This is a genomic window from Nocardia sp. NPDC051756, assembly GCF_040681495.1.
Lineage (GTDB): Bacteria > Actinomycetota > Actinomycetes > Mycobacteriales > Mycobacteriaceae > Nocardia.
In genome coordinates this window covers 849595-874227 of sequence record NZ_JBFAYV010000002.1, presented here as the reverse complement: position 1 = coordinate 874227, position 24633 = coordinate 849595, and the positions used below count along the sequence as shown (strand labels likewise).

Here is a 24633-nt window from a genome sequence, read left to right as displayed (position 1 = left end):
ATCGATCCCGATCACCCCGTCGAGCGCATCGCCTATGTGCTCGACGTCGCGCGCCCGATCCTGGTGCTCACGACGACCCGCGACCAGCCGGAGCTGGGTGCGGTCGCAACTCTCGACATCGACGAATTCGACAGCACCTCAGCCGGATCGCCGACTGCCGAATCCGTGCGGCTGAATGCGGACAACACTGCGTACGTCATCTTCACCTCCGGTTCGACTGGCCGCCCCAAGGGCGTCGCCGTCTCGCATCGGTCGATCCTGGCCAATCTGCGTTGGCGGCAGCGCAAGTACCGGCTGTGTGCCGACGACGTCGTCCTGCAAAAGACGCCGTTCACCTTCGACGTCTCGGTGTGGGAGTTCTTCTGGCCGTTGCACGTCGGCGCCCGGCTGGTGATCGCCGCACCGGACGAGCATCGTAACCCCGCGTACCTCGCCCGGATCATCGACGAAAGCCGGGTCACCGTAGCGCATTTCGTGCCGTCGATGCTGGCGGTCTTCGCCGGTGAGCCGGCGGCGGAAGCGGCAGCGGATTCACTGCGCTTGGTCTTCGCCTCCGGCGAGGCGCTTCCGGCGGCGACCGCCGCCGCGTTCCGCGATATCAGCGGCGCGACGCTGCACAACCTGTACGGCCCCACCGAGGCCGCGGTCGACGTGACCGCACACGAGGTCACCGGCGCCGACGTGACCGGCGTGCCGATCGGGACGCCCGCGGACGACACCGATCTGCTCGTGCTCGACGACAATCTGCGCCCGGTACCCACCGGCGTGGTCGGTGAGCTCTACCTCGCCGGTGTGCAACTGGCCCGCGGCTATGTCGCCCGCCCCGGATTGACGGCCGAGCGGTTCGTCGCCAGCCCGGAGGGACCGGTGGGGGAGCGGATATACCGGACCGGCGATCTGGTGCGCTGGATGGCCGGCCGCGACGGCGGACCGGGCGAACTGGAATACCTGGGCCGCACCGACTTCCAGGTGAAGCTGCACGGCCTGCGGATCGAACTGGGCGAGGTCGAAGCGGCACTGCTGCGGCACCCGAGGGTGACACAGGCGGCGGTCGTACTGCACCGGCACCGGGGCAGCGACCATCTGGTCGGCTACGTGGTGGGCAGCGGCGTCATCGATCCGGTTGCGGTGCTGACCTCCGTGCGGCAGGAACTGCCGGAGTACATGGTGCCGTCGCTGGTCACGGTGCTGGAAGCGATGCCGTTGAACAACAACGGCAAACTGGACCGCCGCGCTTTGCCGGAGCCTGAATTCGGTTCTGATGCAGCCGAATATCGCGCACCGGAGTCGGCCGCCGAGGTGCGGGTGGCCGAGATCTTCGCTGGCTTGCTCGGCCTCGACCGGATCGGCGCCGACGACGATTTCTTTGCGCTGGGCGGGAATTCGCTGATCGCCACGCGAGCCATCGCCCGCATTTCGACGGCGCTCGGCGTAACCATCGATGTCCGGGACTTCTTCGATCGACCGACGGCGGGTGCTATCGCGGCCTCGGCGCAGTGCGGCGCCGACCGCTCACCGCTGGTGGCAGGCCCACGGCCGGAGCACATTCCGCTGTCACCACCGCAGCGGCGCATGTGGTTCCTGAACCGATTCGGCACCGACGCGGAATCGGCCCGCGAACTCGACACCGCTGCGGTGGACAACATTCCGGTGGCTTTGCGGCTGCGGGGCGAACTCGACGTGGCGGCGCTCTCCGCGGCGATCACCGATCTGGTTGCGCGACATGAAGTCCTGCGCACGGTCTATCCGCAGAGGGTGGCCGGTCCCGCGCAGTTGATCCGCCGGGTGCACGCCGTGTTCGACCTGACGCCGTCCGACGTGTCAGAGCCCAAGCTGGCGGCTGCGGTCCTGGCTGTCGCGGCTCAGGGGTTCGATGTCGCCGAGGAGATCCCGGTCCGCGTGCGACTGCTGCGTTGCGGGCCGGCGGATCACACGCTGGTGCTGGTCGTGCATCACATTGCCGCAGATGGTGTCTCGCTGGGGCCGCTGGTGCGTGACCTGGGAACCGCGTATGCCGCTCGTCGCGCCGGACGTGCGCCCGGCTGGGCCCCGCTTGCGGTGCAATACGCGGATTACGCGCTCTGGCAGCAGCACGTGCTGGGGGACGAGGCCGACCCGGATTCCGCGGCGGCCCGCCAGCTGGCGTTCTGGCATACCGAATTGGCCGACCTGCCCGCACAGTTGGATCTGCCTGCCGACCGGCCGCGACCCGCGCGCGCGTCCTATCGCGGCGCGACCCACGAATTTCGCCTCGACGCGGAACTGCGCGCGGCGATCGATGAGGTCGCCGCCCGCTGCCACGCGACGCCGTTCATGGTCCTGCACGCCGCGCTGGCGGCGCTGCTGGCCCGGCTGTCGAGTACGACCGACATCACTATCGGTACGCCGGTGGCAGGCCGTGGCGATGCCGCGCTGGACGACCTGGTCGGCATGTTCGTCAACACTCTCGTGCTGCGTACCGAGATCCGCGGCGCGGCGACCTTCGCCGAGCTGGTCGCGCATGCCCGCGAACGAGACCTTCGTGCGTTCGCTCACGCCGACCTTCCGTTCGAGCGCTTGGTCGAGGTGCTGAATCCGGCCCGCTCCCAGGCCAGGCATCCGCTGTTCCAGGTGGCGCTGTTCATGCAGAACCTGGGGCCGGTCACACCGGATCTGCCGGACCTGGCCACCGATCTGGTCGACTTCGATCCCGGCTTCGCCAAATTCGATCTGCAACTGACGATCTCGGATTCGGATACCGAGTACCGCGCCGAATTCACCTACGCGACAGATCTGTTCGATGCGCCGACCGTGCGCGAGTTCGCGGCCAAGCTGGTCCGGTTGTTACGCACGGCGGTGGCCGAACCGCAGATCCCGGTCGGTGACATCTCCCTGCTCGATGCGGGCGAATTCGACTATGTCACCGCGAGCTGGAATGCCAGCGGGCACAAGGTCGCCGACCGCTTTCTGCACGAGGGATTCGACAATCAAGTCCGGCGCACGCCGAATGCCGTTGCCGTGAAAACGGATCTGTTGCAGCTGACCTATACCGAGCTGTCCGATCAAGCCAACCGGATGGCCAGAATGCTCATCGAATCCGGCGTCGGTCCGGAATCGCTTGTGGTGCTGGCGATGCCGCGTTCGATCGAACTGGTCGTCGCCATGTACGCGGTCGCGCGGGCAGGTGGGGCCTACGTTCCGGTGGACCCCACGCATCCGGCCGAACGTATCGGACACATTCTCGACACCGCCCGGCCGCACTCCGTACTGACCACGCGTGCGGCCGGATTCGAGCTTCCCGCAACAGTTCCCGCCACGGTGGCGGTGCAGCACGTGGATGAGCTCGACCTGGAGACGTACTCCGCCGCCAAGATCGGCGAACGCGAGCGGCGTGCCCCGCTGCATCCGGAACACCCCGCGTACGTCATCTTCACCTCCGGCTCGACCGGCAAGCCCAAGGGGGTGTCGGTCAGTCATCGCGCCATCGCCAATCAGCTGGCCTGGATGCACGCGGAATACCGCCTACGCACCGGCGATATATACTTGCAGAAGACCGCAACCACCTTCGACGTATCCCTCTGGGGATACTTCCTGCCGCTGCGCGTCGGCGCCACACTGCTGCTCGCCACACCGGATGGCCACCGCGATCCGCGATACCTCGCGGAAACCATTGCCCGCCAAGGCGTCACGCTCACCGACTTCGTGCCCGCCATGCTTTCCGTCTTCGCCGCACACGTCCTGCCCGGCGAACTCGATTCCCTGCGCGACGTTTTCGTCATCGGCGAGGCGCTCCCGCCGGAGACGGTGGCCGCATTCCAGGGGGTGAGTGATGCCGGGTTGCACAATCTCTACGGACCCACCGAGGCGGCGGTCTCGATCACCTACCGCGAGGTGACCACCGAGGACACGGCGGTCGTGCCGATCGGTGAGCCGGAGTGGAACTCCCAGGTGTATGTGCTGGACGCACGTTTGCAACCGGTGGCCATCGGGGTGCCGGGGGAGCTGTACCTGGCCGGAAACCAGCTGGCGCGCGGCTATCACGGCCGGGTCGACCTGACCGCGGATCGTTTCGTCGCCAATCCGTTCGGCAACAGCGGCGAACGCATGTATCGAACCGGCGATCTGGTCCGGTGGAGCCAGGACGGTGAGCTGGTCTACCTGGGCCGCACGGACTTCCAGGTAAAGTTCCGTGGACAGCGCATCGAACTCGCCGAGATCGAGACGGCATTGCTGGCGTCGCCCGAGGTGAGCCGGGCGGCAGTCCGACTCGTCACCGGTGCGTCCGGCGAATTCTTGGCGGGCTATGTAGTCCGCACGCCGGGAGCTGAGCTCGATCAGGCTGTCCTCAAAGCTGCTTTGGCACAGCGTCTTCCCGCCTACATGGTGCCGACCGCGTTGGTCGAACTGACCGAGTTCCCGCTGGGGAGCAGCGGCAAGCTGGACCGTGCGGCGTTACCCGCTCCAGTGCTGGAGGTCGAGCGGTTCCGCGCTCCGGTAGACGCGGCACAACGGTTGGTCGCTGCGGTATTCGCCGAGGTACTTCGCGTCGACCGGGTCGGTCTGGACGACGACTTCTTCGCGCTCGGCGGCAGTTCGCTGGACGCCACTCAGGTGACGGCTCGGGTAGGTGAGGCCATCGGCGTTCGAGTTCCATTGCGCGCCTTGTTCGAAGCAGCCACGGTGGAGGGCTTCTCGGCCGCCGTGGATGTGTTGAGCACCGCGGAGGTGCTCCGGCCGGCGTTGACGCGCCGGAATCGACCGGAGCGCGTTCCGCTTTCGCCCGCGCAGCAACGGTTGTGGTTCCTCAACCGGCTGGAGACCGAGGATGGTTCGTCCGGCGTCTACAACCTGCCGGTCGTGCTCCGGCTCACCGGCCGGCTCGATGTCGCCGCGCTGGAGCGGGCCGTGGTGGACGTGCTGGTCCGGCATGAATCGCTGCGCACGCTGTATCCCGATACCGAAGCCGGTCCCTACCAACTGATTCTGGACGGCGGCGATATCGGTCTCGCCCTCAACCCGGTGCCGGCGGACCGGTCCGAGGTCGCGTCGGCGGTTGCCGCGATTGCCCGAGCCGGATTCGACGTCACCACCGAACTCCCCGCGCGCGTGGCGCTGTTGCTGGTCGACCGGGTCGATGACGGACGCGGTGTCCTCGGCGACGAATACGTGCTCGTGTTCGTCGTCCACCACATCGCCGCCGATGCGCTCTCGATGCCGCCGCTGGTCACCGATCTGGTGCGCGCCTATCTCGCCCGGCTGATCGGCCACGCGCCGGACTGGGCGGAGCTTCCGGTGCAGTACGCGGATTACAGCCTGTGGCACCGGGAATTGCTCGGCGCACCGGATGTCCCGGGTGATCCGGCCTATCAGCAGCTGCGATTCTGGCGCGACGTACTCGACGGCGCACCGGCGCAGACTGCCTTGCCGACCGATCGGCCACGACCGGCCGTGCCGTCGAATCATGGTGCGGCAGTGCACTTCGTGATCGAGCCCGCGGTGGTCGCCGGGCTGCGCGTGATTGCGCGGCGCACCGGCGCGACATTGTTCATGGTGCTGCATGCCGCGTTCGCGGCGACGCTCGCGCGGCTCAGCGGCAGCGACGACATCGTGATCGGTTCGCCTATCGGCGGGCGAGGTGAGCGCGAACTCGACGCGCTCATCGGCATGTTCGTCAACACGCTGGTGCTGCGGACACCGGTGGCTACGGACGCCTCGTTCAGTGCGCTGGTCCAGCAGACACGCGATGCCGATCTGGCCGCGTTCGCCAACGCCGACTTGCCCTTCGAGCGGTTGGTCGACGCCATGGCCGTCGACCGCGATACCGGTGCACACCCTCTGTTCCAGGTGATGCTCAGCTTCGGTGAAGCTCAGCCGGTGCTCCGCACTGGCGCGGTCGAGGTGCCTTGGCTTGCGATCGAGCCGGTCGAGATCGAGGACAGCGGAGCCAAATTCGACCTGCACCTGGTGATCAACGAGCGTCAGGACGGCGCGGGCCTGACGAGCAGTCTGCGCTACGCCACCGATCTGTTCGACACGGTGACTATCGAGTCGTTCGTAGCCCGCTTCTTGCGGATGCTCACCGCCGCGGCCGTGGACTCGGAGCAGAAGATCGGTGACATCGAGCTGCTCGCGGACACGGAACGTGAACTCGTACTGCGCCGGTGGAATGACACCGCGCAAGCAATCGACGAGACACAGACGCTCGCTGCACTATTCGCTGGACAAGCTGCCCGCACACCCAATACCGCAGCGCTCACCTTCGAGGGCACGAGTCTGTCTTACGCCGAGTTCGCGGGCCGGGTGAATCGGTTGGCGCGTTGGCTCGTTGCGCAGGGTGTCGGCCCGGATTCGCTGGTCGCGCTGGGCATGCGGCGTTCGCTCGATCTGGTGGCCGGGATGTACGCGATCATCACCGCGGGCGGCGGCTACCTGCCGCTCGATCCGGATCACCCGGCCGAGCGCGCCGAACACATCCTCGATACCGCCGCCCCGCTCTGCGTGCTGACCTCTGGCACAGACCTGAATCTCACGGTGGCACAGCAACGTATCGATCGACTCGACCTGTCCGGGTACTCGGATGCACCGTTGACCGATGCGGACCGGCGGGCACCGCTGCGTCCCGCGAACATCGCGTATGTCTTGTTCACGTCCGGCTCGACCGGACGGCCGAAGGGCGTGGCGATGAGCCACGCGGGCATCGTGAACCGGCTGCGGTGGATGCAGTCGGCCTATGTCGCGCTCGACGCCGACGATGTGCTGTTGCAGAAGACGCCCGCCACTTTCGATGTGTCGGTGCCGGAGTTCTTCTGGCCGTTGCAGGTCGGCGCGCGGCTGGTGCTCGCGAAGCCGGATGGTCATCAGGATCCCGCTTACCTCGGTGAGCTGATGCGTCGAGAGGGCGTGACCGCCGCGCATTTCGTGCCGTCGATGCTGGCCGTGTTCGTTGCGGACGAGATCGAGGTGCCCACGCTGCGAGACGTGTTCTGTTCCGGCGAGGCACTGCCGGCGGTGACCGCGCAGCGGATGCGCGAGCTGACCGGCGCGCGGGTGCACAACGGCTACGGGCCTACCGAGACGGCGGTCGAGGTGACATTCCATGAGGTCACCGATGGTGATACGCACACGGTGCCGATGGGTGCACCGATCTGGAACACCCGGACGTATGTCCTCGACGCACAGCTACGGCCTGTACCGGTGGGGGTGCCGGGGGAGCTATATCTGGCGGGGGCGCAGTTGGCCCGTGGCTATTGGGGCCGCGCGGATTTGACGGGTGACCGGTTTGTGGCCGATCCGTTCGATCCAGCGGGCGGGCGCATGTACCGAACCGGTGACCTCGTGGCCTGGACGTCTGCCGGTGAGCTGGAATTCCTGGGTCGCACCGACTTCCAGGTGAAGATCCGTGGTCTGCGGATCGAGCTGGGTGAGATCGAATCGGCGCTGCTGTCCTTGCCCGCCGTTGCCCAAGCCGTCGTACTGGTTCGGGACGACCACGCGAACGGCGACCAACTGGTGGCCTACGTGGTGGCCGATGCGTCGGTCGCCGGCGATTGGCTACGTGCCGAATTGGCCACCCGACTGCCGGGATACATGGTGCCGCGCGCCTTCGTGATGCTCGACCGGCTTCCGGTCACTGCCTCCGGCAAGCTGGACCGAAAGGCACTGCCCGCGCCCATCTTCGCGCCTACTGAGTTCGCGGAACCGGTGGGGGTCGCGGAATCGCTTGTCGCCGAGACATTTACTGCGCTGCTCGGCGCCGATCGCGTCGGTGCCGACGATGATTTCTTCGCACTCGGCGGAAACTCGCTGATCGCTACTCAACTCGCCGCCCGCCTCGGGAAGGCGACGGGCACCGCGGTCCCGGTGCGCACGATCTTCGACGCGCCGACCGTGCGCGAACTGGCGTTGCGGCTCACCGTCGACCGCTCGGTGGAAGCCGAAGCGACTGTCCTGCCGCCACTCACGGCACAGGACCGTCCCGATCCGATCCCGTTGTCGATCGCCCAGCAGCGCATGTGGTTCCTCAATCGGTTCGACACCACCGGTAGCGGCTACAACATCCCCTTCGCACTGCGGCTCACCGGCGCGCTGAACGTTGCCGCGCTGGAAGCGGCCATTGCCGACGTGATCGCGCGGCACGAGACGCTGCGCACGATCTATCCCGAACAGGACGGCGCCGCAACCCAGGTGGTGCTTCCGGCGGAGACGAAGCTGGTCGACCTGGTGGCCCGTCCGGTGCGCCCGGCCGAGCTACCCGACCTGATCGCCAGCGCGGCCGCGAGCGAGTTCGACGTCACCGTCGAGGTTCCGCTGCGAGTTCGCCTGCTGCGCTTGGACGACGGCGAGTTGTCCGTGCCGCCGGGCGGCCGGGTGCACGTCCTGCTGTTCGTCGTCCATCACATCGCCGCCGACGGTTGGTCTTTCGCACCACTGACCCGCGATCTGGCCGCGGCATACGTCGCGCGCTGCGCGGATACGGTGCCGGCGTGGAGCCCACTTCCGGTGCAGTACGCCGACTTCGCGGTCTGGCAGCGGACCGTGCTCGGCTCGGTCGAAGATCGCCGTTCTGTGCTCGCCCGCCAGCTCGGGTATTGGACAGACCGACTCGCGGGCATCCCCGAGGTACTCACCTTGCCGTCGGATCGGCCGCGACCGGCGGTCGCCACAAATCTCGGTGGAGCCGTCGTCGGACGGTTGGATTCGGTGCTGCACCAAGAGATTCAAGACCTGGCCGCCACCCACCGGGTGACGCCGTTCATGGTGCTGCACACCGCGTTGACGGTGGTGTTGAGCCGCTACGCCGCGTCCACCGACACCGTGATCGGCGCTCCCGTCGCGGGCCGAGGTGACGCCGCGCTCGATGAACTCGTCGGCATGTTCGTCAACACCCTGGTGCTGCGCACCGAGATTCGATCCGACGCGACCCTGGCCGAGCTGCTGGCCGCCGTCCGCACGGCCGACCTCGCCGCCTTCGACCACGCGATGGTGCCGTTCGAGCAACTCGTCGACGCCCTGAATCCAGTTCGTTCCCAGGCACACTCGCCGCTCTACCAGGTAGCTCTCACTCTCCAGAATCAGGCAGACCCCGACTTCCAGCTGCACCGGCTGAACATCGCCGCACTCGAGGTCGGCCCGGCCCCGATCCAGCTCGACCTGGACTGGACACTGACCGACCGCTACGCCGCGGACGGTGCGCCCGCAGGCATCGACGTTCACCTGCACTACGCGCTCGACCTGTTCGACGAGCAGACCGTGCACGGCTACCTCGCCGCCTTCGAGCGCGTGTTGCGTGCGCTGGTGCGCGACACGCGCACGCTGGTCGCGAATGTCGACCTGATGTCGAGTGCCGAACGCGGCCTGCTGCTGTGTGATCGCAATGCCACCGCCCGAGCGCTGCCGCCGGAGACGCTCGACGATCTGCTCACCACCCGGGTTCAGGCGAGCGGTGATGAGATCGGCGTGTACTACGAGGGCACCGCGGTGACCTATGCCGAGATTGCGGCTCGAGTGAATCGCCTGGCCCGCTGGCTCATTTCGGCGGGCGTCGGGCCGGAGACGATCGTCGGCCTCGCCACACTGCGATCGGTCGACATGCTCGTGACGATGTTCGCGATCGTGCGGGCAGGCGGCGCGTACCTGCCGATCGATCCCGCACATCCCGCCGACCGCATCGCACAGGTCATCGACAGCGCCGCAACGGCATTGGTGCTGACCGCGGGTGGCGCCGAACTGCCGGAACTCGACGGGGTGCGCGTTGTCGACCTCGCCGAACTTCCGCTGGACGAATTCTCCGACGGTCCGGTGACCGATGCCCAGCGGGGAGCGCCACTGCGCCAGGACAATACGGCGTACGTGCTGTTCACCTCCGGATCTACCGGACGACCAAAGGGTGTTGCCGTCACCCACCGCGCCATCGTGAATCAGCTGCGCTGGTTGGAATTCCGCTACGAAGTCACCGCCGCCGACCGAATCCTGCAACGTGCCCCGCTGACCTTCGACGTGTCGGTCTGGGAATGCTTCCTGCCGATCGCCGTCGGCGCTCCGCTGGTGATCGCCCGCCCCAGTGGGCATCTGGACCTGGCATACCTGGCGGGTCTACTCCGCACCTACGGCATCACCATCGCCGAATACGTGCCGTCGGTGCTCGCCGCGCTGATCGGTGAGGGCATGGGCGACGCGTTGCGCTCACTCCGGCACCTGCACTGCGGTGGTGAGGCACTCACCCCGGATCTGCTCGCGGCGCTCCGCTCCACCCTCGACGGCGTGGTGCACAACGCCTACGGGCCGACGGAGGCAGCGATCTCGGCTGTCTTCCACGAGTTCTCCGATTCCGACGTCGGCTCCGGGCTGGACGTCGCCATCGGCCGGCCGTGCTGGAACACCCGCACCTACGTATTGGACGCCCGGCTTCGGCCGGTGCCGATCGGGGTCACCGGTGAGCTGTACCTCGCCGGTGACCAACTTGCTCGCGGCTACCAGGGACGACCCGGACTGACCGCGGAACGGTTCACCGCGGACCCGTTCGGGGTGCCGGGCCGGCTGATGTACCGCACCGGTGACCTGGTGCGCTGGAACCGGGGCGGCGACCTGGTGTATCTGGGCCGCAACGACTTCCAGATCAAGCTGCGTGGCCAGCGGATCGAACTCGGAGAGATCGAGGCGGCGCTGGCCGGGACGGCAGGCGTCACGAACGCCGCCGTCCTGCTCGCCCGGGACACGGCCGGATACGAATGCCTGGTCGGCTACGCCACCGGCGCCGAACTGAATCCCGAAGCGGTGCTGGACGACCTGCGGGATCGACTGCCCGCGTACATGGTTCCCGCGCATCTGGTCGTACTCGACGAGATGCCGCTTACCACCGTCGGGAAACTCGACCGCGCCGCGTTGCCGGCCGTCGAATTCACCGGCACGGCAGCGGGATTCCGCGCTCCGCGGGAGGGCGTCGAGTCGGTGCTCGCCGCGCTGATCACGGACCTGGTCGGCGTGACCGGCAACCGGATCGGAGCAGACGACGACTTCTTCGCCCGCGGCGGCAACTCGTTGCTCGCCATGCGGCTGGTCGCCAGGGTCAATGCGGCGTTCGGCTGCGCGCTGACGGTGCGCGCGGTGTTCGAAGCGCCGACGGTGGCCGAACTCGCCACGCGGGTCGCGGATTCCGCGCGGCCCGCCTCCGACACGCCGCGGCCGGAGCTGGCGGTGCGGGAGCGCCCTGCTCGTATTCCGCTGTCGCTCGCGCAGACTCGGATGTGGCTACTGAATCGCCTCGATCCGGAATCTGCCGTCTACAACATCCCGATCACCATCAGGCTGGCCGGTGCGCTGGATACGGACGCGTTGCGGACGGCTTTGCGTGACGTAGTCGAGCGGCACGAATCGCTGCGCACCATATTTCCGTCGGACCAGCTGGGGCCGACTCAGGTGGTGCTGTCCGGCGACGAGGTGGCCGAGTTCGACCTGCAACCCGTCGACGTGGCCGAACTGGACCTCGCAGCAGCCGTACTGGCGGCGGCCGCCGTCGGCTTCGATCTGCGCACCGCAATGCCGGTGCGGGCCGCCCTGTTCCGGGTCTCGCCGGACGACCACGTACTCGTCGTCGTGGTGCACCACATCGCCGCGGACGGCGTCTCGACCGCACCGCTCGCGCGGGATCTCATGGTTGCGTACACCGCACGGACAACGGGCGCGGCCCCGCAATGGCGTCAGCTGCCGGTCCAATACGCGGACTTCACGCTGTGGCAGCACGAAGTGCTCGGGGCGGCCGATGACCCCGAATCACTGCTGGCCGCGCAGATCGCCTACTGGCGCACGGAACTCGCCGGACTCGCGCCGGTGCTCGAAATGCCCGCCGACCGCCCGCGACCGCCCGTTGCCTCCGGCCGGGGTGCCGCCGTCGAGTTCGCCGTGTCTACCGAGCTGACCGGATCGATCGCGGATCTGGCACGCAGGCATGGTGTTTCGTCGTTCATGGTCATCCACGCCGCCTTCGTGACATTGCTCGCCCGGCTCGCCCGGGTGGACGACGTCGCCATCGGCACTCCCATCGCGGGGCGCGCCGAAGCCGCACTGGACGACCTGGTCGGCATGTTCGTGAACACCCTCGTGCTGCGCTCCCGCGTAGCTCCGGACATGTCGTTCGCCGAACTACTCAGCGTGGTGCGCGACGCCGACGTCCGCGCGTTCGCCCATGCCGACCTACCCTTCGAGCGGCTCGTCGACGAACTGAATCCGGTACGTGCACAGTCGCATTCCCCGATCGTGCAGACACTGCTCACCTTCGAGCATCGCGACGACACCGTCCTGCGACTGCCCGGACTCGAGGTGTCGGCGTACCCGATCGACAGCCAGGTCGCGCAGTTCGACCTGAGTCTCGAACTGGCCGAGTATGTTGCCGACACGGGCACCGCGTTGCGCGGCGTGATGCGCTACGCGACAGACCTTTTCGACCAACGCACGGTCGAGTCGTTCGCGGCGCGGTTCGTGCGTGTGCTCGAAACCGTTTCGGCGAATGCGTCCATCGTCCTCGGCGATATCGAACTACTGGACGCCGCGGAACGTGCGCTCGTGCTGAACGACTGGAACGACACCGCGCACCCGATGGACGCCGGACAGACGCTGGTCTCCTTGTTCGAGGCGCAGGTAGTCAGAACACCGGAGGCGATCGCGCTCACCTTCGAGGGAACCAGCCTGTCGTACGCGGACTTCGCCGCGAAGGTGCACCGCCTGGCCCGATGGCTCGTAGACCAAGGCGTGGGCCCGGATTCCCTTGTCGCGCTTGGTATGCGGCGCTCGATCGAGCTGATCGCCGGCATGTACGCGGTCACCGTGGCGGGTGGTGCATACGTCCCGCTGGATCCCGACCATCCCGCCGAGCGCATCGACCACGTGCTAGAGACCGCCAAGCCGGTCTGCGTGCTCACCTCCGGCATGGACCTGGACGGTGTCGCGGCCCGGCAGTTCCGCATCGACCGCCTGGACCTGACCGGCTACGCGCCGACCCCGTTGACCAACCTGGACCGAGTCGGCGTGCTGACCTCGGCGCACACCGCCTACGTCCTGTTCACCTCCGGCTCGACCGGCCGCCCGAAGGGAGTCACGGTCTCGCACGCGGCCGTCGTGAACCGGCTGCACTGGATGCAGCAGACCTACCACCTCGCCGCCGACGACGCGGTATTGCAGAAGACCCCGGCCATTTTCGACGTGTCGGTGTGGGAGTTCTTCTGGCCCCTGCAGGTCGGTGCGCGCTTGGTCGTCGCCCGCCCGGACGGGCATCGCGACCCCGCCTATCTAGCCCGCTTGATCATCGAAGAGGGGGTGACCACGGCCCATTTCGTGCCCGCCATGTTGTCGATGTTCATTGTCGAGCGAAGGGCAAACGAGTGCATTACGCTCCGCAACGTATTCGCCTCCGGTGAGGCATTGCCCGCGCTGGCCGCGCAGCGGGCGCGTGAGGTGATCGGAGCGCGGGTGCACAACCTGTACGGACCGACGGAGGCCACCGTCGACGTCACCTTCCACGAGGTGACCGCGGCCGATGTGGTCAGCGTGCCGATCGGCAGGCCGGTGTTCAATACCCGACTGCTGGTGCTGGATTCGCGGATGCGACCGGTGCCGGTGGGTGTGCCGGGGGAGCTGTACCTGGCGGGCGCGCAGCTGGCGCTCGGCTATCTCGCCCGGCCGGATCTGACCGCGGATCGGTTCGTCGCGAATCCGTTCGCCGGCGGCGAGCGGATGTATCGCACCGGCGATCTCGTCAAATGGAACGCCGATGGCGAAGTGGAGTACCTGGGCCGCACCGATTTCCAGGTGAAGCTGCGCGGCCTGCGGATCGAGCTCGGCGAGATCGAGACCGCGCTGACCGCGGTGGATTCGATCGCGCAGGCCGTCGTGGTGCTGCATTCCGAGGATCGGCTCGGCGACAGGCTGGTGGCGTACGTGGTTGCCGCCGCGCGCCATTCGGTGGACCTGGACGGGGCCCGGTCCGCGCTGAGCGCGGAATTGCCCGCGTACATGGTGCCTTCGGCGATCGTTCCGCTGCATGAGCTGCCGCTCAACACCTCCGGCAAGATCGACCGTAAAGCCCTGCCCGCGCCGGTCTTCGAGGCGACCGCCTATCGCGCGCCGGCCACCGACACCGAACGCGCGGTCGCCGACATCATCGGCGAGCTGCTCGGCCTCGACCGGGTCGGCGCCGACGACGACTTCTTCGCCCTCGGCGGCAATTCCCTGATCGCGACGCAGGTCGCGGCCCGGCTCGGCGCCGCCTTCGACGCCGAGATCCCGGTCCGGATGCTGTTCGAAGCGCCGACCGTCGCCGGGCTGGCGGCACGGGCCGGGCGGCAGATCGGCACCGGCAGCAGGCCGCCGCTCACCGCGCGCCCCCGCCCGGAGCTGGTACCCCTGTCGCCGGCCCAGCAGCGCATGTGGTTCCTCAACCGCTTCGACCCCGCCGGCACCGTGCACAACATCCCGGTCGTCGTCCGGCTCACCGGCTACCTGGACCCGAACACGCTGGCCGCCGCGGTCGCCGACGTGGTCGGCAGGCATGAGACGCTGCGCACGGTCTACCCGGACCTCGACGGCACCGGTTACCAGCGGATTCTCGAACCCGGCCAGGTGTCATCGCTGCAATCGCTCGATTCGGCCGCCGCGCTGCCGGAGTTCGTTGCCACGCCGTTCGACGTGACCAGCGAGGTGCCGTTGCGCATCGGACTGATCCGGTTGGCCGATCGCGCGCACCTGCTCGCCTTGGTCGTGCATCACATTGCCGCCGACGGCTTCTCGATGGCGCCGCTGGCCCGCGACATCGCCACCGCCTACGCGGCGCGCGCGACCAGAACCGCGCCCGCCTGGGCCGAGTTGGCGGTGCAATACGCCGATTACGCACTGTGGCAGCGCGAAGTGCTGGGCGCCGAAGACGATTCGGAATCGGTGGCCGCGCGCCAACTGCGCTATTGGCAGGAAGCGCTGCGGGCCTTGCCCGTGCAACTCGAGCTACCCACCGATCGACCGCGACCGGCCGTCGCCACGCACGCCGCGGCCGACACGAAGATCGAACTGGATGATGCTGTCCGCGCGGGTATTACCGCTGTGGCGGCGCGCTATGACGCAACCCCGTTCATGGTGGTGCATGCCGCCCTGGCCACCTTGCTGGCCCGGCTGTCCGGCACCGGCGACATCGCCATCGGCGCGCCGATCGCGGGCCGTGGCGACGCCGCGCTCGACGACCTGGTCGGCATGTTCGTCAACACCCTGGTGCTGCGCGCCGAGGTCGCCGGGGCGGACCCGTTCGCCGAGGTGCTGCGGCGCGTGCGGGACAGCGACCTCGACGCCTTCGCCCATGCGGAGGTGCCGTTCGAGCGGCTGGTCGAGGTGCTCGATCCGCCGCGATCCGAGGCACGGCATCCGCTGTTCCAGATCGCGTTGTTCTTCCAGAATCTCGCCCACGTCGAACTGGATATGGCGGGCGTCGTCGTCGCCGAGCACGAGTTGGATTACCAGACAACACCATTCGATCTCCAGCTCACCGTGACCGACGAGGCGATCCAGTTCACCTACGCCACGGATCTTTTCGACGAAGGCACCGTCGCGACCTTCGGATCCCGGTTCCTCCGCCTGCTCGGCGCGGTCACCACCGATCCGGAGCAGGTGGTCGGCGACATCGACCTGTTCGGCGCCGGTGAGCTGCATCGAGTGGTGACCGAGTGGAACGACTCCGCGCACACCGCCTGCCTCGCGGAAATGCTGCTCGACGAATTCGAAGCCCAGGCCGCGGCGACACCGGACGATCCGGCACTGATCTTCGTCCCGGACAACGGCACCGGCGCGACGACGATGACCTACGGCGAGCTGGACCGCCGGACCAATCAGCTGGCGCGGCACCTGATCGCGGCGAACATCGGCCCGGAATCGCTGGTCGCGCTGGCGATCCGGCGCTCGGTGGACCTGGTCGTCGCCATGTACGCGGTGCTCAAGGCGGGCGGCGCCTATGTGCCGATCGACCCGGACCATCCGGCGCGACGGATCGCGCACATCCTCGGCACCGCACAACCCGCGGCGCTGCTCACCACCACGGCTGACCTGGTCGGCATCGACTGTGCCGGTCCGGTCATGTGCGTCGATGAACTCGCGCTCGACGGCCTTGCGGATGACCCGATCGCCGGGCACGAGCGCCGCGCACCGATCCACCCGCAGCACCCGGCATACGTGATCTTCACCTCCGGCTCCACCGGAAAACCCAAGGGCGTCAGCGTCTCCCACGCCGCGATCGTCAACCAGATGACCTGGATGCAGTCCGAGTACCAGCTGACCGCCGAGGACGTGTACCTCCAGAAAACTGCGACCACCTTCGATGTGTCGCTCTGGGGATACTTCTTGCCCCTGCGCATCGGCGCACCGCTGGTGCTCGCCGCCCCGGACGGCCACCGCGATCCCGGCTACCTCACCGAGGTCATCGAGGCCAACGGCGTCACCATCACCGATTTCGTGCCCTCGATGCTCAGTGCGTTCGCCGGACACGTCGAAACCGCCGGCCTGCGTACGGCTCTCGCCTCGCTACGCACCGTCTTCGTGATCGGGGAGGCATTGCCCGCCGAGACGGTCCGCGCCTTCGGTGCGGTGAGCCGGGCCCGGCTGCACAACCTGTACGGCCCGACCGAGGCGGCGGTGAGCATCACCTACCGCGACGTCACCGGCGAAATCGGGGGCACGGTCCTGCCGATCGGCAACCCGGAGTGGAACAGCCGGGTCTACGTGCTGGATTCGCGCCTGCGCCCGACCCTGCCCGGTGTCGCCGGCGAGCTGTACCTGGCGGGTACTCAGCTGGCTCGCGGTTATCACGGCAGGCCCGACCTGACGGCGGATCGGTTCGTGGCCAACCCGTTCGGCACACCCGGTGAACGCATGTACCGCACCGGTGATCTGGTGCGTTGGGATGCCACCGGTGACAGCGCCGAACTGATGTACCTGGGCCGTACCGACTTCCAGGTGAAGTTCCGTGGTCAGCGGCTGGAACTGGGCGAGATCGAGGCGGTCCTCGCCGCCGTGCCCGGCGTATTCCAAGCCGCCGCAGCCGTTGTCGCAACCCGCACCGGTGACCAACTGGTCGGCTACGTCACCGCGCACAACACGGTTGCCGAAGACGAAGTTTTGCGCGTAGTACGCGAGACCTTGCCGTCCTACATGATCCCGTCGACCATCGTTGTGCTGGACGCGTTCCCGCTCAACGCTTCCGGCAAGCTGGATCGAAAAGCATTGCCGGAACCTGTATTCGACCGAGTTGCCTTCCGTGCCCCGGTCACTCCGGCCGAACGCCTCGTCGCCGAGGCCTTCGAAGCGGTGCTGGCGAGCGGGCCGATCGGCGCCGACGACAGCTTCTTCGACCTCGGCGGCAACTCCTTGATCGCCACCCGGGTGCTCGCCCGGGTCGGTGCGCGACTCGGCCATCGCGTTCCGGTCCGCCTGGTGTTCGAAGCGCCGACCGTGCGCGCGTTGGCCGCGCGGATCGCCGATGACGCTGCCGCGCTGGAACAGTCGGTGCCGCTGATCGCGGGTCCGCGTCCGGGAATCATTCCGCTGGCCCCGGTGCAGCGCGGCATGTGGTTCCTCAACCGGCTCGACCCCGCCTCGGCCACCCACAACATCCCTGTCGCACTGCGCATCGAAGGCGAACTCGATGTTGTCGCTCTGCGAGCGGCGTTCGCCGATGTCGTTGCCCGGCATGAGGTATTGCGCACGGTCTTCCCCGTCGACGCGGCCGGTAGCGGCCACCAGGTGATCCTGCCCGCCGACCCGGCACCGATACAGCTCGCGAGCGAAGACCTCGATGGCCGTCCGGTCTCCGAGCGGATAGCCGAATTCCTGGTCGCCGGTTTCGATGTCACCACCGAGGTGCCGGTGCGCGCGGTGCTGCTGCGGGTGCACGAAGCCGAGCACGTGCTGGTCGTGGTGCTGCACCACATCGCCGCCGACGGCTATTCGATGCGCCCGCTGCTGCGAGACCTGCTGTCCGCCTACCTATCTCGAGTGCTGGATACGGCACCGAATTGGCCGGACTTGACCGCTCAGTACGCCGACTACGCGCTGTGGCAGACCGATGCGTTGGATTCTGCTGCACGAGAGCAACTCTCGTACTGGACCGAGACGCTGCGCGATCTCCCGACCGAACTGGCCTTGCCGACGGACCGTCCACGTCCGGCGGTTGCGACAGGGCGTGGCGCGAGCGTGCGTGCCCGAATCGGCGGCGAAGTCGCCACCCGAATCGGCGAAATCGCGGTGCAGCACAACGCAACTCCCTTCATGGTGGTGCACGCCGCCTTGGCGGTGTTGCTGGCCCGGTTGTCCGGCTCCAGCGACATCGCCATCGGCACCCCGGTGGCCGGCCGTGGCGAAGCGGCCCTCGACGATCTGGTCGGCATGTTCGTCAACACCGTCGTCCTGCGCACCCGCCCGGACCTCGGCCGATCGTTCACCGACCTGATCGCCCAGACCAGAACCACCGACCTGGCCGCATTCGGCAACGCGACCGTGCCGTTCGACCGAGTGGTCGACGAGCTGGGCATCGAACGCTCCCCGGCCCGCCATCCGCTCTTCACCGTCGCGCTGAGCTACCTGAACACCGGCGCGGCCACCTTCGCCGTGCCCGGATTGGACCTCACCGCAGTCGAATTCGACGAGCCGGTGGCCCGATTCGATCTCCAGTTCACCATCGCCGCCGAGCCCGACGCCGACGGTCACCTCGCCGTCGAACTCGACTACGCCACCGACCTGTTCGACGAAACCACCGCCGCCGGCCTGCTCCGCCGATTCGGTCGCCTGCTCGGCACCCTGACCGCCGAACCGGACCGTCCGATCGGCGCCGCGGACTTGCTCGCTCCGGCCGAACGCGCCGAGCTGCTCGCCCGCCGCGGCGCGCACCCCGTCGAACCGCGCACCCTCGCCGACCTGATGACCGCCGCCGTGGCCATGAATCCCGCCGCCACCGCGCTGATCTCGACCGACCGCACCCTGACCTACCGCGCACTCGACGAACAATCGGCCCGCCTGGCCAGAATGCTGATCGGCCACGGCATCGGCGCCGAAGACGTGGTCGCCATCGCCATCGAGCGCTCGATCGAATCCCTGCTGGCGGTCTGGGCGGTCGCCAAGACCGGCGCCGCCTTCGTCCCCGTCGACCCGACCTACCCGGCCGAGCGCATCACCCACATGCTGTCGGATTCGGCGGCGGCCCTCGGGCTGACCACGAGCCGGTCGCACCGGACGCTGCCGGCCGACGTCGACTGGCTGGTTCTCGACGCACCCGCGACCGCGGTCAGGATGCGGCACACCAGCGCGACCCCGATCGCGCAGGACGAGCTGATCCGCCCGGTCCGCGTGGGCAATCCGGCCTGGATGATCTACACCTCCGGCTCGACCGGAACGCCCAAGGGCGTGCTCGCGACTCACGCCGGCCTCGCCGGAGTGGCCCGCGCCCAGCGCGACCGGTACGAGATCACCGCGGCCGCCCGCATCCTGCACGTCGCCTCGCCGAGCTTCGACGCGTCCATGCTCGAACTGCTGCTCGCCCTGTCGGCTGGCGCGGCGTTGGTGATCGCGCCGGCCGGTGTCTACGGCGGCTCTGAACTGACCACCCTCCTGCGCGAGCGGCGGGTGTCGCACGCCTTCATCACCCCCGCGGTGGTGCGCACGCTCGACCCGACCGACCTGCACGAGCTGCGGCACCTGACCGTCGGCGGCGAGTCCTATGGCCCGGATATGGTGCGGCGCTGGGGAATCGGCCGCGCCTTCTACAACACCTACGGCCCGACCGAGACCACGATCATCGCCACGATCAGCGCCCGCCTGCGCCCGGACGATCCGTTCGACATGGGCACCCCGATCCACGGCATGTCGGCGGTGATCCTCGATGCCCGGCTGCGACCGGTGCCGGTCGGGGTCACCGGCGAGCTGTACCTGCGCGGACCCGGCCTGGCCAGGGGTTACCATTCACGGCCTGGTCTTTCGGCCGAGCGGTTCATCGCCGACCCCTATGGTCCGGCAGGCGGGCGGCTCTATCGCGCCGGCGATCTGGTGCGGTGGACCACGACAGGCGCGGTCCACTACGTTGGACGCTCGGATCAGCAAGTGAAGGTACGTGGGTTGCGCATCGAACTCGGCGAGATCGATGCCGTTCTCGCGACTCATGCCTCGGTCGAGGCGGCGGTCACCCTGGGGCACACGGACGCCGCGGGCGTGACATCGCTGGTGTCGTATGTAGTCGGTCGTGGGATCGATGCCGAAGAGCTGCGGGCCCATGCCGGTCGCTCGCTGGCCGCCTACATGGTGCCTGCCACCGTCATGGTGCTCGACGAGTTGCCGTTGACCCCGGTCGGCAAGCTCGATCGGCAGGCCTTGCCGGAGCCGCAATTCCGGACGGCCGAGTTCCGGGCGCCGCGCACCGCCGCCGAGCAGGCCGTCGCCGAGGTCATCGCCGACGTGCTCGGCCTAGAGTCGCGGATCGGGCTCGATGACGACTTCTTCGCCCTCGGCGGCAACTCGCTGACCGCGACGCAGCTCGCCGCACGGCTCGGCAACCGGCTCGCGGTCGGCGTCGGTGTGCGGTCGGTGTTCGAGCATCCGACCGTCGCCGCACTCGCCGCGGCGGCGTCCGGCGCGACACAGTCGGGTCCGGTGCTGACGAGGCGTACCGAAACCGGACCGGTGCCGCTCTCGCTGGCACAGCAGCGCATGTGGTTCCTCAACCGTCTCGATCGGCAATCGACCGCCTACAACATCCCGCTCGCCGTCCGCTTGACCGGCGATCTCGATGTCGCCGCGCTGAATGCCGCGATCGCGGACGTGGTCGACCGGCACGAGGTGCTGCGCACCGTGTACCCGCAGCACGAGTCGGGCCCGGTGCAGGTGGTGCTCCCGGCGGGGGAGTCGGGCACGCCGGTGCTCGCGCCCATCGCCGTTCCCGCCGATGATCTCGCCGCCGCGGTCGCGGACTTCGTCGGCGGCGGATTCGATGTCGCCGAAGCGGTTCCCGTGCGTGCCAGGCTGTTCGTGCCGGTCGCCGCGGACGCGGTGGCGCGCGAACACGTGCTGGTGGTCGTCGTGCACCACATCGCCGCCGACGGTTCGTCGCTGGCGCCGCTGGCCCGGGACGTGATGGTCGCCTATGCCGCGCGCAGGCAAGGTCGTGCGCCCGAATGGGCCCCGCTGCCGGTCCAGTACGCGGACTACAGCCGGTGGCAGCGCGAGCTGCTCGGGGCCGAGGACGATCCGGATTCGCTGGTCTCGCGCCAACTCCGGTTCTGGACCGACACCCTGGCCGGCCTGCCCGCTCAGCTGACCCTGCCCACCGACCGGCCGCGGCCCGCCATCGTGGCCACCCGCGGCGGCCACGTCGACTTCGCCATCGACGCCCGGGCGCACGCCGGTCTGGTCGCGCTCGGCCGGGAGTCCGGGGCCACGCTGTTCATGGTGTTGCACGCGGCGTTCGCGGTGCTGCTCGCTCGGCTGTCCGGCACCACGGACATCGCCGTCGGCACGCCGGTCGCCGGGCGCGGCGCCGCCGAACTCGACGACGTGGTCGGCATGTTCGTGAACACGCTCGTGCTGCGGGCCCGGATCGACGCGGGCACCGGGTTCACCGAGCTGCTCGACCAGGTGCGGGCCGCCGATGTCGCCGCGTTCGCGCACGCCGACGTTCCGTTCGAGCGGCTGGTGGAGGTGCTGAACCCGGAGCGGTCGACGGCGCGGCATCCGTTGTTCCAGGTCGGCTTCTCCTTCCACAATCAGGCGGGCGCCGACTTCGCATTGGACGGATTGACCGCTACCGCAGCGGATTTCGACTCCGAGGTCGCACAGTTCGATCTGCACCTGGTGGTCACCGACCGGTATGACGCCGATGGTGTGCCGACCGGGATGGCGGCCTCGATCAGCTACGCGACCGCGTTGTTCGACGAGAGCACCGTCGCCGGATTCGCGGGTCGACTGCAACGACTGCTGGGTGCGGTCTGTGCTGATCCGCAGTTGCCTGTCGGCGATCTCGCTCTGCTCGACCGGGCGGAGTCCGAGCGCATGCTGGTCGCGTGGAACCGTTCTGAACGCGAATTCGACACGACCACACTGCTTTCCGCCTTCGAGGCGCAGGCGGCTCGGACGCCGGACGCGGTGGCGATCGTCGATGACGCCGAAACCCTCACCTATGGTGAATTCGGTGCTCGGGTAAACCGGTTGGCGCGCGTGCTGATCGATCGCGGCGTCGCACCGGAATCGGTTGTCGCCCTGGCGATCCCGCGCAGCGTCGATCTGCTCGTCGCGATGTACGCGGTGGTCACGGCGGGCGGTGCCTATCTGCCGCTCGATCCGGCCCACCCGCTGGATCGCACCGTGCGGATTCTCGCCGCCGCGAGCCCGGAACTGGTCCTCACCTCGGCCGCGCATCCGATGCTCCCGGTCACCGTCTCGAATCACGCTGTGGTGCTGGATATTTCGACGGTCGATCAATCCATCGATGCGCGGCCGGTACAAGACGGCGAGCGTGCTGCGCCGCTGTCGCCGTCGAACACCGCGTACCTCATCTTCACCTCCGGCTCCACCGGAACCCCGAAGGGCGTGGCGGTTCCGCACGCTGCCGTCGCCCATCAGCTGGATTGGCTGCAGTCGGAATACGCCCTCGGCGCCGACGACGCCACCCTGCTGATGACCTCGGCCGCCTTCGACCTGTCGATCTGGGAATTGTGGTGGGCGCCGCGGACCGGCGCCCGAATCGTGCTGGCCCCCGCTGCCGCACACCGGGACCCGGCCCAGGTCCTCGACCTGATCCGGCGCGCCTCGATCACCACCGTGACGCTGGTCCCGTCGCTACTGGCCATGCTGACCGAGGCAGCGGGCGATCGACTGCCGCGCTCGCTGCGCAGGCTGCTCGTCATCGGTGAACCACTGCCGGCGACCACGGTCCAGCAGGCGCGCGCCCGGACCGATGCCCGGATCGACAACCTGTACGGGCCGACCGAAGCGGCGGTCTCGGTGACGCGCTACCGGACCGTCCCCGGGACGCGGCACACGGTGGTGCCCATCGGCACCCCGGAATCCGGCAGTCGCGTCTACGTGCTGGACGACCGGCTGCATCCGGTCCCGGCCGGCGTCACCGGCGAGCTGTACCTAGGCGGCGCGCAATTGGCCCGCGGCTATCACGGCAGGCCGGAATTGACCGCCGAGCGCTTCGTGGCGGACCCGTTCGGCGCGCGGGGTACCCGGTTGTACCGCACGGGTGATCTGGTGCGCTGGGGCGTCGACGGGAACCTCGAATACGTCGAGCGCCGCGACTTCCAGGTGAAGGTCCGCGGCTACCGCATCGAACTCGCCGAGATCGAGCACGCGTTGCGCTCGCGGCCCGCGGTGACGGAGGCGATCGTCGTCGCGCAGCACGCCGGCGACGAGAACGCGATGCTGGCCGGGTATTTCACCGCCACCGAGCCGGTCGATACGGACATACTGCGCGCCGCGGTGGCGGACCTGCTGCCCAGCTACATGGTGCCCGCGGTGCTGCGGCAACTGGACACGCTGCCGCGCAACCCGAATGGCAAGGTCGACCGGGCGGCATTGCCCAGACCCGAGCCGCGCACCCACGAGTTCCGCGCCCCCGCGACGGAACTGGAGCGGCAGTTCTGCGCCTGCTTCGCCGAGGTGCTCGGCGCGGACCGGATCGGCCTGGACGACAACTTCTTCGAACACGGCGGCAATTCCCTGCTCGCCACCCGCCTGTCCGCCCGGCTGAGCGCGGCGCTCGCCGAGCCGATTCCGGTCGTCTGGCTGTTCGCCGCGCCGACGCCGGGAGCGATGCTCACCCAGTTGGCCCAACACCGGTCCGGCCGTGGGCGAGTCGACGCGGCCGCCGCGTTCGACGTGCTGTTGCCCTTGCGGGGCGGCGGATCCCGGGAACCGTTGTTCTGCTTGCATCCGGCGGGCGGCGTCGCGTGGTCGTTCGCCGGCCTGGCCGCCCACATCGACCCGGAGCGCGGCGTATACGGGATCCAGTCGCCCGCGCTGAGTTCCGCGGCGCCGCTGCCGGAGTCGATCGAGGACTGGGCCGGGCAGTACGTGCGCGAGATCCGCGCCGTGCAGCCGGAGGGCCCGTATCACCTGCTCGGCTGGTCGCTCGGCGGCGTACTCGCACACGCGGTCGCGGTCCAATTGCAGGACGCGGGCCAGCATGTCGCGCTGCTGGCCATGATGGACAGCTCGCGACTGGTCACGGTGGACGAATCCGCGCCCGTCCCGGTGGCGGATCTACTCGGCGGGCTGCTCGGCGACCACGCCGCCGAAACCGGCCTGGAGCTCACCCAATTGGCGCGCCGAATGGCCGAACTGCCCGAGCCGTTCGCCTCGTTCGGCGCCGACCGGCTCCGCCGGGTGCTGGACTCGGGGGTCCGCGCACCGGAGCTGATCACGCGCTACCGACCCCGCCCCTACAAGGGCAATCTCGTCTATTTCACCGCGGCCCTGGACGATCCCACCGGTGCCACCGGGGCCGCAACCTGGGCGGATGCCGTCGACGGCACCGTGCACAACCACGCCGTGCATACCTCGCACTGGCGGATGACCACCGAGTCGGCGCTGGCCAGGATCGGCCACGTCCTCACCGCCCTACTGGAGCGTGCCGACCGCACCTGA

At 68.6% G+C, this 24633-nt stretch carries 1 protein-coding gene (only partly in view); it reads left to right on the top strand.

Annotation, left to right across the window (positions count from 1 at the left end; translation table 11 throughout):
• Positions 1 to 24633 carry the 3' portion of a non-ribosomal peptide synthase/polyketide synthase gene (locus AB0M22_RS10090; protein ID WP_364723256.1) on the top strand. It extends 624 nt beyond the left edge of the window, so only the last 24633 of its 25257 coding nucleotides appear in the window; its start codon lies beyond the left edge, outside the window; it ends in the stop codon at positions 24631 to 24633.